Here is a 13512-nt window from a genome sequence, read left to right as displayed (position 1 = left end):
CTTTCAAGAAAAATAGCCATCCAAAGATGGCTATTCGGCGTCTGTAAATTGAATAACGATATTTTGGGGTTGAAGTTGCTGCGTATACTCAATCGACTCATCATTCAAAGTCAGTGTAACATTTGAATAATCTCCAATGCGCAAACGCACAAATTCCACTTCTGATAAATCGATTGTCTCGGTTTCTTTGGCTTGCATAATGCGCGCTCCAGAAGTCAGTTCCTGTTGATTCTGGTCTGTAGCTGCAATCCACGAAGGACCGCTTGCGGCTATTTCCAATTGACGTTCTGCTGGCCCTTGCCACAAATAAGTGGTGGTCTCGCCCTGAGTTTCTTCTACTGACAGAACAGTCTCAGGTTCAGACGACTCTTCTGCTGGCTCTTCTTCAGACTCCTGAAAGGCTTCTTCAGCTTCTTCCGGTTCGGAAGGAACAGAAGGGGAAGGTTCTTCATAAGAAACGCCCCCTCCTTCAGTTACAGGTGCATTTGCTGAGTCGCTATTTGTCGAAGCACTGTAAAAATACCAGACGACTGCAAGAATGAGAACGATAAACAAGGCAACTAACACTTTAGGAATGATTTCAGCATATGCTTCACTCGGAGCTGTCCTGGATACTGAACGGCTTCTGGAAGTAAGAGAACTCGGCATTGGTTTTTGAGCAACAGGTTCGTTAGCCGGCATTTCCGTTTTGTATCGTTCAAGCAATTCTTCCCCATTCAGCCCTACTGCAGCAGCGTACTGCTTAATAAATGCGCGCACATAGAACACGCCGGGCATCATGCTGTGATTGCCATCTTCTATGCCAGCTAAATAACGCTTCTGTATTTTGGTCAAGTCCTGTAAATCTTCCAAACTATACCCTTTGGCGATTCTGGCTTGTTTCAGCCGAGTACCCAGCTCACTCAAAACGATCACCTGCCTACTTATTAGAAATTGAATCCGTCCCCAAACATATCCCCTTGTGATTTTTCATCCATGAACGTGTTTTTTTCGAGCACTTCATAAGTGATTTTTTCTTCCGGATGATGACGCAACTCGATAATATAATCAAAATCATCAATGCTGTATTCAGATTGCTCGACAAATTTATCAGGATGCTCCACTACTTTGATGGTTGGCATGCGCATCATTTCCCTTACTAATTGCATATGCCGTTCATCGCTTGAGCGGCGTGTGACAATGCCGTCAAGGATGAAGATATTATTGGCGTTATGCTCATCCCCCATCAATTGATTACGAACAGTTTGTTTGATCATGGTCGACGACAGGAAAATCCATTTTTTATTGGCGCTGACGCTTGCTGCCACAATGGACTCTGTTTTCCCGACGCGGGGCATTCCTCTAAGGCCCACCAGTTTATGACCTTCCTGTTTGAAGATCTCTGCCATAAAATCCACCAGCAATCCCAATTCATCTCGTACAAAACGGAATGTTTTGCGGTCATCCGCATCCCGCTGAATATACCTGCCGTGCCGGACTGCCAAAATGTCCCGCAGCTTCGGTTCACGGAACTTCGTCACAGCAATCGTCTCAATGGTTGACAGGATCTGTTCAAAGCGCTCCAGCTGAACGTCATGTTCAGCACGCAGCAGCATTCCGCGGCGACCTTGATCCACCCCATTAATGGTTACGATATTAACCCGCAACATACCCAGTAGAGAAGCGATATCGCCAAGCAGACCAGGACGGTTAACTTGAATTTCGTATTCAAAATACCATTCTTTCATTCAATACCCGACCTTTCTCCAAATGGGTTCTCCAAAGGAATCTTTAGTTAATATGATAGCTGATTTGCCCTTATTGGAAAAGGGGCATTTAGTTACAGGAAAAGAAAAGAAAGAGTATTATATCAGCCATCCGCCGTTGATGCGCAGTGTTTGGCCGGTCATGTAATCCGCTCTTCCACCAATCAAAAAATCGACAGCATCTGCTATATCCTGAGGAGTTCCTATCCCTAATGGAATTTCCTCTTCAAGTTCCTGCAGTTCTTCTGCAGAAAGGATCGCATTCATTTTCGTCATAATGAACCCTGGCGTTATAGCATTAACACGGGTTCCAGACGGTGCCATCTCTTTGGCATAGGCTTTGACAAATGCCAATTGGGCACCTTTTACTGCAGAATACATCGTTTCCATAGAGGCACCGGTCTCTCCCCAAATAGAGGAAATAAAAACTACATATGACTTTGTATAGCGATGAAAAAATGGCGAAATCGAACGGATTGCGGAAATTGGATTTTTCACATGCACTTGCCACAATGCTTCCATGTCTTGTTCAGAAGTATCAATCAGCAATTTCATAAGCGATTGGCCACTGGCAACGATAACGCAAGCTGCATCATAAACATTCTCAGCAAGTTGCTGCGCGCTTCCTTCTATCGTAAAATCGGCCTGTACCGGGATAAATTCCTGTGCAGGGTAATGTAATGCTAGTTGCTTTGCCAGCTGTTCTACTGGATTGGTGTTCCAGTGAAGATACAACGACCAGCCGCTCTCTGCTAATTGAAGCGCAATGCTTTCACCTATTTCACCTGACGCACCTAACAGCACAGCAAACCGTTTCACTGTGCATCCTTATTCGTTGGCATGATTGTAAAGATGGAATGTTGGGATTCATTGCTGACTAATGCAAAAGCGTTTTGAAGATCAGCAACCTCGAGTTCTTCAAGTACAGGTACAACATTAAACAAATTCATTTCATTGAATGCGTAATGGGTGAATTGATTGGCGATGTATTCTGGTGAATTTAATGCTCTTAGGAAAAACCCTATTTTCTTACGGCGTACACGATCGAGATCTTCTTGTCCAAACGGCCATTTTTCAACAGCATTTTGTAGTGTGTGTTTGATTTCCTTTATTAGGGTTTCCGGCTTGTGGGTATCAGAGCCGATCAACGCATAACCAAAGCCGTTTTCAAGTGAATAATCAAAAGAATAAGACTCATCGATCCAATCATTTTCATAAGCATGATGATAGAAATCAGAAGTCCGGCCGAACAGCAATTCATAGGCCAATTGAGCAGAAAGCTCATGCTTCAGCATGTCAGGCCCGATCATATCCAGTTTTTCCGGTTTAATGCCATAGAAAACTTTTGGCTTCTGGACGCTCATTTCGAGTACCCGTTCTTTAATCGCCACTTCCTTAGGCTCGTCCGGGTAAATGCGCTTGATCTCTGTCGGTTCTTCAAATGATTTCTGAGCCTGATCTTCCTTCACCAATTCCATCATTTGATCCGGGTCTACATTGCCAACGATGAATAAAACCATATTGGATGGATGATAGAAAGTATTGTAGCACGTATATAAATGCTCCGCAGTGATGTCCTGAATGGATTCTACCGTACCGGCAATATCAATTTTCACCGGATGATTTTTGTAGAGGTTTTCAATGATGCCGAAATACAAACGCCAATCCGGCTGATCGTCGTACATGGTAATTTCCTGGGCTATGATGCCTTTTTCCTTTTCTACTGTCTTTTCCGTAAAATAAGGACTTTGAACGAAATCCAATAATGTTTTGACATTTTTATCGATTTCGCCGGTAGCAGAGAACAAATAGGCTGTCCGTGTAAACGAGGTAAAGGCGTTTGCTGAAGCTCCTTGTTTGCTGAACTCCTGGAAAACGTCCCCTTCTTCTTTTTCAAACATTTTGTGCTCAAGAAAATGAGCGATGCCATCCGGTACTTTAACTGGCTCTGTTTCGCCTAGAGGCACAAAATGATTATCGATTGAACCGTATTTGGTTGTGAAAGTGGCAAAGGTTTTTGAGAATCCTTTTTTCGGCAGAATGTAAACATTCAGGCCATTATCCAGCTTTTCATGAAAAAGCGTTTCTTCCAACTGTTCAAACTCAACTTTATGCATCTTTTTCATCCTCCTTGCCTGATAGAAAATAAGTCATTTCCAAAGACAGTTCCTGAGCTGCAGCTGCAATGTCTTCTTTCGTAACATTTTTCCATTTGTTAATCATGTATTCCGGCTCAAATGATTCAGTCAATTCCATGTATTGATCATAAATATCAATTTGTCCACGAGCTGAATCCAAAGCTTCTTTTAATTGATTGGTTAATAATGCTTTCGTTTGGTCTAGCTCGACATCGGAAATATTGGCTTTTTTGACTTCTTCCAATTGCTCGAGAATTAGACTCACTGCTTTTTCTTCCAACTTGGAATCGATTCCCGCCAAGACGAACATCAATCCAAATTGCGAAGCAAAAGAACTTGATACATAGTATGCCATGCTCTCTTTTTCACGGATATTCACAAATAACTTGGAATGTGCATATCCACCGAAAACACCATTCATCAACTGCATAACTGGAAATTTTTCATCTCGGAAGGTAATAGGCGTGAAGAATGCCATATGCAATTTGCCCTGTTTCATGTCTTCATATTCAAGAACACGTGATTGCTCAGGTTTTACCAACTCCATCGGAGGAGCTGCAATGGTTTTTTCACGGTCTTTAAAATGGAAATACTCACGGATGTAGGAAGCAATCATCTCTGGTTTTACATCGCCTACCGCGTAGATTTCGATTTCATTTTGTGTCAGCATTTCTTTGTATTCAGCAACTAATTGTTCATTCGTGACGTTTTGAACGTCTTCGATCGTTCCGTTCGAAGTAATGGAAGCCGGGTGGTTCGGCAACGCTAATTCCATCATACGCTGCTGTGCATAACGCGTCTTTTCATCAAAAACAGATTCAATGCGCTGAATAATGGCATTTTTTTCACGAGCGAAAATGGAATCTTTAAATAAGCCATTTTCAAAATTGGGTTTGAACAGAACGATATACATTAAGTTCAAGACTTTCTCGAGCACTCCTTTTTCAGAAAGGTATTGATCGTTGACTGTTTCAACATTCAAGGTCACGACATGCTCATTGCCCCGTTTTGAAGAATCTATGTATAGGGATGTGCCGTACAGGTCGTCCAATACCATGCGAAGCGCAGTATGCGAAGGATAAACCTCGTTGCTATGCTGCAGCACGTTCGCCAAAATTGATCGGGCAGATGCTTTTTCTTTCGTTAATTTGTCTTTAAATTTGATCGAAAAATTTATCGTTTTAAACTGTGTCGTCTCATTGACATGCACATTAACGCCTTTGGCAATGTTGATGGTTTCAAACATTTGAAATCCCCTCTCGTCGTTCATGTCCTAACTATACCGAACTTTTTCCGTTAATTGCAAATAAAGAAAAGCGAAAGCGGCCCGTTTAGATTCGACGGGGATAAGAAACATTGACGAAGTGGCGCTCTTTGCCACATAGTCAGTGGGGTTTATGACCCTAGAATCTGGCCGCTGGAGCTGGATCAAAAGAAAAGCGCAGGTGCCCGTTTTAGTCCCTAAAACAAAAGAGCCGTCGCAGTGACGGCTCTTCTAAACAGCTTATCGCTGTCCTTTGATATAGGGTTTTCCGTTTGCCAACGGTGCATTGGCGCGTCCAATAAATCCGGCAAGCGCAAAGATCGTTAAAACATACGGCAATATCAGCAGGAAGACGTTTGGAATCTCCTGAATATAAGGAATAGATGAGCCTACTATACTCAAGGATTGTGCAAATCCGAAGAATAAGGCTGCTCCCATGGCACCAAGCGGATGCCATTTCCCGAAAATCATTGCGGCCAATGCCATGAAGCCCTGGCCATTGATTGTCGCATGGCCAAAATCATTGGTGATGGTTTGCGCATAAATCGCTCCCCCAATTCCTGCTAATGCACCCGAAATCATAACAGCGATATAACGCATTCTTGCTACGTTTACTCCCATTGTATCAGCAGCCATCGGATGTTCACCTACAGAACGAAGGCGTAAGCCGAACGGCGTCTTGTAGATGACAAACCAGGCAACGAACGCTACTGCAATCGCAAAAAACGATGTATTGTAGACAGACGTGAAGAACAATGGACCGATAAACGGAATGTCTGATAGGAATGGTACATTATAGCGTGAAAAGCGCTCTGTAATAAAGTCTGTTTGACCTTTATCAAAAATTCTTTTTACGAGATATAAGGATAATGCTACTGCTAACAAGTTAATCGCAACACCTGATACCACTTGGTCGGCGCGGAATGAAATCGAAGCTACAGCGTGCAACAGCGATAACAGCAATGCAGCAACCATAGCCGCTATCAGCGAGATCCATGGTGTAGCTGCGCCGAACGTATCGGCAAACAGTAAGTTAAACAAGATTCCGACAAAAGCCCCGATGACCATCAGCCCTTCAAGGCCGATGTTGACGACTCCGGATTTTTCCGAGAACACGCCGCCAATCGCCACTAAAATAAGTGGTGCAGCATAAAATATTGCTGAAGGAATGATGAAGTATAGAACATCAAGGAAACTCATATTACTTCGCCTCCTTCTTCTTAGCTGACGCACGGAGCAGCAGCAAGCGAATGATGTAGCCTGAAGCCACAAAGAAGATGATAACTGCGATAACGATTTCGACGATTTCAATCGGAATACCTGCAGCATTCGGCATGTTCAAGGCTCCGTATTTCAAGGAACCGAACAAAGTTGCTCCAAAGATGACACCAAGCGGCGTATTCATGCCAAGCAAGGCTACCGCAATTCCGTCAAATCCGATACCGGTAAAGCCGCCTTTGGAAGAAACATACTCAAAAGTCCCGAGAGCTTCCATGGCTCCACCCAATCCAGCAAACGCTCCTGAAATGACCATTGCCAAAATAATATTTTTATTGACGTTCATGCCTGAATATTGTGAGGCGTTTTTGTTAAAGCCAACCGCCTTCAGCTCAAAACCGAGTGTCGTTTTCTCAAGGATAAACCACATGACTCCGACCATAATTAGAGCAAGAATGATTCCTAAGTGCAGCCTTGAGAATTCCGTCAAGTTTTCAAGAAAGTCGGAACGCAGAGAGGCACTGGCAAAGATGCTTTCTGTGCGATCTCCTCCTCCAGAAACAGTTCGAATCAAAGCGTTTGTTACGTGCAATGCGATGTAGTTCATCATGATGGTTACAATTACTTCATGAACATGGAATTTCGCTTTCAAGAGGCCTGGTACAAAGCCCCATAATGCGCCAGCTGCCGCTGCCGCTATGATTGCCAGCGGCAAGTGGATGATTTTCGGCAACTCTACAGCAACCCCTACATAAGCTGCAGCAAACCAACCGACAATCAATTGACCTTCTACTCCAATATTGAAAAGCCCTGAGCGGAACGCAAAAGCGACCGCTAGACCCGCTAGTAGATAAGGGGTTATTTGGCGAATCGTTTCACCAATTGTATACATATCCCCAAAAATTCCGTTCCAAAGAGCAGCATAGCCTTCAAGTGGGTTATAGCCACTGACCAGCATGATCACCGCACCAACCAGCAGTCCTAAAATTACGGAAATGATGGGGACCAGGAGATTGGTCGTTCTATTCGACATGCTGATCCTCACCTTTCTTCGTCAAATCCTGTGATTTTTTATGTTCAGTATGACCCGCCATCAACAAGCCCAATTCCTGCTCGCTGGTGTTTTCCGGTGTTACAATGTCTACAATTTCACCATCGTGGATTACCGCAATGCGGTCTGAGACATTCATGACTTCGTCCAGTTCAAAGGAAATCAGCAGTACGGCTTTGCCATTGTCGCGTTGTTCGATCAGGCGGCTATGGATGAACTCAATAGCGCCGACATCCAATCCGCGAGTCGGCAGCGCTGCAATCAAAAGATCCGGATTGCGGTCTACTTCGCGGCCAATGATGGCTTTTTGCTGATTGCCTCCTGATAGGGAACGTGCCAGTTCTGTAGGCCCTTGTGTCCGCACATCAAAGTCCTTGATAATCTGCAACGCTTTTTCATTGATTTTATTGTAATCGATAATGCCTGATTTTGAGATTGGTTTTGTATAATAGGTCTGCAGCGAAATATTATGGCCGATGGGAAAATCCAATACTAAACCATGCTTGTGACGATCCTGTGGGATATGCCCAACTCCGGACTCTGTCACTTTACGCGGTTTCATATTGGTGACATCTTTCCCGTTGATATAGATAGTTCCGCTTTTCACTTTGCGAAGCCCCGTGATTGCTTCAATCAGTTCGGATTGTCCGTTGCCATCGATTCCCGCAATTCCGACAATTTCACCTTTGCGGACATTCAAATTCAAGCTTTTCACTTTTTCTACGCCCCGGTAATCCTGAACCACTAAATCTTTTATATCTAAAATTTCTTCACCTGGGAAAGCCTTGCCTTTTACAGTTGTGAATTCCACTTGCCTCCCCACCATCAATGAGGCAAGATCATTCGGGTTCGTTTCAGCTGTAATAACTGTTCCTATTCCCTGTCCTTTGCGAATGACTGTTACCCGGTCGGATACATCCATAATTTCTTTTAACTTATGGGTGATCAAAATAATAGATTTTCCTTCAGCAATCAACCGCTTCATGATTTGAATCAATTCTGTAATTTCCTGAGGCGTCAAGGAAGCTGTCGGCTCATCAAAAATCAAAATCTCAGCTCCGCGGTACAAGGTCTTCAATATTTCTACGCGCTGTTGCATTCCAACTGAAATGTCCTCAATGATAGCATAAGGATCAACATTCAAGCCGTATTGCTCGGATAAAGCCTGAACTTTTTTAGCTGCATCTTTTTTATTGGTAATACCGTATTTAGTTGGCTCACTTCCCAAAATGATGTTCTCGGTAACAGAAAAGTTTTCAACCAGCATAAAATGCTGATGGACCATTCCGATTCCAAGATCATTGGCGACATTAGGATTAGCAATATCAACTTTTTTTCCACGAACTCGGATTTCTCCGCCTTCCGGTTGGTACAAACCGAAAAGAACATTCATCAAAGTTGATTTCCCTGCTCCATTTTCCCCTAATAATGCATGAATTTCTCCCTTTTGCAGTTGCAGCGTAATATTGTCATTGGCGACAAATGTACCGAACTCTTTACGGATATTCAGCATTTCGATTACATACTCCACTGTTGTCACTCCCCCAAAAACTGCTAGCTTTTTTGTTGATATATTAATTAATACAGGAAAGGCTTCCGTTTCCAAAAGCCTTTCATCTATTAATTTCCAGCTTATAGGCAAAAAAAATCATAAAGACCGGTTAGACCGGTCTTTATGATGACCGTGCTGCTAATTAACTTTTACTCTACTGTTTCTGGAACAGTAATTTCGCCATCAACAACTTGTTGCTTGTATTCTTCGATTTGTGCCATTTTGTCTTCAGGAATTGCTCCACGTGAATCTGCAAGAGCTACACCCTCATCAGATAAACCATAAGTGATGGTTTCGCCGCCTGGGAAGTCGCCTGCCATTGCTTGTTCAGAAATATTTTTTACAGCCGTATCAACACGCTTCAATACAGAAGTCAAAGTAACGTTGGCATCGCCAGTCTGGCCTTCATCGTATTGGTCAGCATCTACGCCGATAACCCAGATGTTTGCTTCTGGATCTGCTTCTTTACGTTCTTTTGCTTCAGTGAATACTCCGTTGCCTGTACCGCCTGCAGCGTGGAAAATGATATCCGCTCCAGCAGAGTACATGCGGTTCGCAGTTGTTTTACCTAATTCCGCTTTATCAAAAGCCCCTGTGTATTGAACATCGACTTCAATCGAATCGTCTACAGTCGCAACCCCTTCAAGGAATCCAGCTTCAAAACGCTCAATTACCGGAATTTCCATTCCGCCTACAAATCCAATTTTATTAGTTTCTGTCATAAGAGCCGCTGCTACACCCGCAAGGAATGCACCTTCTTGCTCTTTGAACAGAACGCTGGCAACGTTTGGTGCGTCAACTACCGCATCAATAATCGCAATTTGAGCTTCAGGCTGCTGTTCAGCGATTTCCGCTACGGCACCTTCCATTAAGAAGCCGATACCGAATACCACATCAAAATCACGTCGGATCAAGTTGTTTAAGTTCGTGTTGTAATCCGCATCTGAAGCAGATTGAAGGTAATCAAAGCCGCCATCGCCCTTTTCAAGGCCATTTTCTTCACCAAATTGCTGGATTCCTTCCCAAGCAGATTGGTTGAAGGATTTATCATCCACACCGCCGACATCTGTAACCATGGCAACTGAGAAATCAGAAGTTTCTTCTGTACCTTCTCCTCCGCCAGTTTCGCCGGTTGAAGTATCTTCTTCGCTTCCGCAAGCAGCAAGCATAGTACCAGCAGCAAGCATCAATGATAAACCTAGACCAAATTTACGTTTTGTCAATGTAATAACCCCCAAGGTTTTTTGATATTAGCAGGAATTTGATGTTTTACACGCGTTTGCGAACCACATGAAAGCTGAATTTATCAGCTCTAAAATAATTCTTTGAATAAAGCACCAATCGATCGTCTTCATCGTAATGGAGCTGTTTTAATACCAGTAATGCTGTTTCCGGTTCACATTCCAGGATTGGAGAAGCGTCTTCATGGTAACCGGTCGGATCGATAAATGTCACCGCATAGGAAATATGAATGTCCCCTGATTCTTCAATCGCTGTAAAAATAGAACTTTCGGTGCGTCCCAAAAAATCTGCAGGCAAATAATCCGAAGGTACCTTGTCGATGCAATAAACGACAGGCTCTCCGTTTGCCGTACGAACGCGTTCAATAGTTATGACAGTATCATCGCCAGTGCAATGAAAGCGTTTTATATCCTCCTCAGATGAAAGGTTCTCTGATGTGCTCAAATAGATGGCACCAGGTTCCATTCCTGCTTGACGGATCATGTCGGAAACACTCGTCAATTGCTCAATACCCGATGAAAACAATGGTTTTGAATTGACGAATGTTCCAACTCCGTGGCGTCTGACGATAATATTATCCTCTTCCAGCAGCCGAAGCGCTTCTCGCAAAGTCGCACGGCTGACTCCCAGTGTCTTTGATAACTCGAATTCGGACGGCAACTTCTCTTTTTCTTTGTAGACGCCCGCAGCAATATCCTGTTTCATTCGATCAATCACTTGAAGATACAAAGCACGATGATCCGATTTTATTGTCATACGATTCACCACCCATGACAGAGATCAGACATCTGATGTAAAACATTCCTACTAATCAAAATTACTATACCACTTATTAGAAATGAAATAAATAGCAATTTGTCGAATTTAGCGAATTTTCGCTTCTTCATTTTCTAAGATACTAATCATTTTGTCACAAAAAAACCCCAATTGCTCAATAATCTTCCTGCTTTGGAACTAAGACAGTCCGGGGTTTACTGCCTTCATAAGGTCCAACTACCCCGCGCTGCTCCATTTGGTCTATGATGCGGGCAGCCCGGGAATAGCCGACTCGGAAGCGGCGCTGCAACATGGAGACTGATGCTGTCTGCATTTCTGTAACCAATTGAACAGCTTCATCATAGATTTCATCTGTTTCTTCATCAATTTTTGTATCATCGACTTCGCTAGGAATCATGTCTTCCTGGTACTGCGCTTTCTGCTGTTCAATGACAAAATCGACAATTTTTTCGACTTCGGAATCCGACAGAAACGCCCCTTGCACTCGCACCGGTTTTGATTGGCCGGCTCCGAGGAACAGCATATCTCCGCGGCCCAGCAATTTTTCTGCTCCGCCCATATCAAGAATAGTCCGTGAATCTATCGAAGATGAGACAGCAAAGGCTATACGTGACGGAATGTTTGCTTTGATAACGCCCGTGATGACGTTGACACTTGGCCGTTGTGTGGCAATGATCAAATGAATGCCCGCGGCACGCGCCATCTGAGCCAGTCGGGTGATGGCATCTTCCACTTCGTTTGAAGCGACCATCATTAAGTCTGCCAATTCATCCACAATTACCACGATAAACGGCAATTTAGGATGTTTGTCTTCATTTTCTTCATTGAAGACACGAACGTATTCGTTATAGCCTTCAATGTTGCGTGTTCCGGTATGCGAAAAGAGTTCATATCTTCTTTCCATTTCTGAAACAATCTTCTTTAAAGCCTGTGCCGCTTTACGCGGATCTGTAACAACCGGTGCCAATAGATGCGGAATGCCATTGTACACATTCAGTTCCACCATCTTCGGATCAATCATCATCATTTTCACTTCATGCGGCTTAGCACGCATAATGATACTGGTAATGATGCCATTGATACAGACCGATTTTCCGCTCCCTGTCGAACCAGCGACAAGTAAATGAGGCATTTTGTTTAATTGTGTCATGACGGCCTGGCCAGTTACGTCTCTTCCTAAAGCAAACAGCAGTTTAGCATCCGGACGATTGTTTTCTTCCGACTCCAGCACTTCGCGCAAGCTGACAATCGATACTTCTGAATTCGGCACTTCGATGCCGATGGCGGATTTCCCCGGGATTGGCGCTTCGATTCGAATATCCCGTGCTGCCAATGCCAATGCCAAATCATCGTGAAGGCTGACAATCTTGCTTACTTTAACACCCGTATCCGGCAATACTTCGTATTTGGTTACAGCTGGCCCCAAATGGACTTGAGTTACTTTTGCTCTTACGCCAAAGCTTTGGAACGTTTTTTCAAGCTTTTTCGCGTTTTTCTGAATGCCTGAATATTCACCGCTTTGGTCGTGATGCGGCGGAAGGGTCAATAGGCTGAGTGGCGGCAATTGGTATTCCTCATTTTCCAGTTCTTCAGCAGTCGACATCAACTGAATTTCCCCAGTCTCCGGTTCTGCTGCCGATTCTGCGGCAGGAGCCGGAGATGCTTCTACCTGTTTTGGTTTGACGTTTTCGGTAAATGCCGAAATGATTGGTTCTTCCTGCTTTGGACGGTACAGAATGTCCTCTTCCTCATCTTCCTCTTCATAGGCTAGCGATTCATTGATTTCCAGCACTTGCTCAGGTTCAGATTTTTTGCGGGGAGCCCTCAACTTTTTCGGTTTCTCCTGTTTAAAACGGTTTACCAACGCATCGATTGCGGGACGTGCACTTGGAATTTTTTCAGCAATGAAAGGCGCTGCGGCTTTCCCGGTCAAAATGATGGCGCCGATGGACAGCAAGATGATCGCGACTATCCAAGTGCCGGCTGTATCGAACAGCACATGCAGCAATGAATACAATAGGGCGCCGACGATTCCACCTCCAGTTGCTAAATAGCTGTTCCATATAGTGCCCGTCATCTGGGTGGTGCGAATAGTTTCTGATATAACATTGGATGAAGTAATCGGCAATATCGTGCCTGCCGCCCAAATCAAATGACAAATCAGCAATGCACCAATCAATAAGAATGCAGAGCCAACTGCCACTTTCACCTTTGGTTTCGGCCATTTCCGTTTAACCATTACATAGACCGCTACATAGACTAGTGACAGCGGCACCAGAAACGCCATATAGCCTGCCAAGAATTCAGCCATATTATAGAACATCTTACCGATTACACCTAATTGAAACACCATCAAAATGGAAATCCCTAATAACACCAAGCCAATCACTTCATAAGCGAGCATCGGCATCGGTTGTCTTTTTTTGTTTTTCGGTTTTGTTTTTGTGTTTGCTTTAGCTCTCGCTTTGGGTTTTGCTTTCGTTGTTGCACGAGCCCTGGTCATAGCTATCCCTCATTTCCTCCAT

The 13512-nt window shown here is 43.9% G+C and carries 11 protein-coding genes; all 11 read right to left on the bottom strand.

Translation table 11 applies throughout. The annotated features are described in order from the left end of the window. Window positions 1–30: 30 nt before the first annotated feature. The 11 genes from FQV26_RS06950 to FQV26_RS06900 all read right to left on the bottom strand — a co-directional run bounded on the left by FQV26_RS06950 (window position 31) and on the right by FQV26_RS06900 (window position 13490). Complete coding sequence (locus FQV26_RS06950; protein WP_261384271.1) at window positions 31–915, bottom strand: helix-turn-helix domain-containing protein; 885 nt, start codon at window positions 913–915, stop codon at window positions 31–33. An 11-nt stretch (window positions 916–926) separates the two neighbouring features. Continuing rightward, on the bottom strand, window positions 927–1727 hold the full coding sequence (locus FQV26_RS06945; RefSeq protein ID WP_146556666.1) for a YmfK family protein: 801 nt from the start codon (window positions 1725–1727) through the stop codon (window positions 927–929). Between the two features lie 117 nt (window positions 1728–1844). Further along, window positions 1845–2564 (bottom strand): elongation factor P 5-aminopentanone reductase, encoded by a 720-nt coding sequence (gene ymfI, locus FQV26_RS06940; protein ID WP_146556663.1) that lies wholly within the window; start codon window positions 2562–2564, stop codon window positions 1845–1847. Beyond that, window positions 2561–3862 carry an EF-P 5-aminopentanol modification-associated protein YfmH gene (gene yfmH, locus FQV26_RS06935; RefSeq protein ID WP_146556661.1) on the bottom strand — a complete coding sequence of 434 codons (1302 nt, stop codon included), beginning with the start codon at window positions 3860–3862 and terminating at the stop codon, window positions 2561–2563. The genes ymfI and yfmH overlap by 4 nt, the downstream gene beginning before the upstream one ends. Continuing rightward, a complete protein-coding gene (yfmF, locus tag FQV26_RS06930; protein ID WP_146556659.1) occupies window positions 3855–5129 on the bottom strand; it encodes an EF-P 5-aminopentanol modification-associated protein YfmF in 1275 nt (424 codons plus the stop codon). The genes yfmH and yfmF overlap by 8 nt, the downstream gene beginning before the upstream one ends. Window positions 5130–5387: 258 nt before the next feature. Then, a complete protein-coding gene (locus FQV26_RS06925) occupies window positions 5388–6347 on the bottom strand; it encodes an ABC transporter permease (RefSeq protein ID WP_146556657.1) in 960 nt (319 codons plus the stop codon). A gap of 1 nt (window position 6348) precedes the next feature. Then, window positions 6349–7398 (bottom strand): ABC transporter permease, encoded by a 1050-nt coding sequence (locus FQV26_RS06920; protein ID WP_146556655.1) that lies wholly within the window; start codon window positions 7396–7398, stop codon window positions 6349–6351. Further along, entirely contained in the window at window positions 7388–8947 is a 1560-nt protein-coding gene (locus FQV26_RS06915; protein WP_146556653.1) for an ABC transporter ATP-binding protein, read from the bottom strand. The genes FQV26_RS06920 and FQV26_RS06915 overlap by 11 nt, the downstream gene beginning before the upstream one ends. 170 nt (window positions 8948–9117) lie before the next feature. Next, window positions 9118–10191: a BMP family lipoprotein gene (locus FQV26_RS06910; protein ID WP_146556651.1), complete on the bottom strand. Its 1074-nt coding sequence runs from the start codon at window positions 10189–10191 to the stop codon at window positions 9118–9120. Window positions 10192–10237: 46 nt separating this feature from the next. Continuing rightward, window positions 10238–10966, bottom strand: coding sequence for a GntR family transcriptional regulator (locus FQV26_RS06905; RefSeq protein ID WP_146556650.1), 729 nt, complete (start codon window positions 10964–10966; stop codon window positions 10238–10240). Window positions 10967–11141: 175 nt separating this feature from the next. Next, complete coding sequence (locus FQV26_RS06900; protein ID WP_146556648.1) at window positions 11142–13490, bottom strand: FtsK/SpoIIIE family DNA translocase; 2349 nt, start codon at window positions 13488–13490, stop codon at window positions 11142–11144. Between the last annotated feature and the right edge of the window lie 22 nt (window positions 13491–13512).

Origin of the sequence: Planococcus sp. CPCC 101016 (assembly GCF_007859295.1) — a bacterium.
Classification (GTDB): Bacteria; Bacillota; Bacilli; order Bacillales_A; family Planococcaceae; genus Planococcus.
This window is presented reverse-complemented; position numbering and strand designations above follow the sequence as displayed.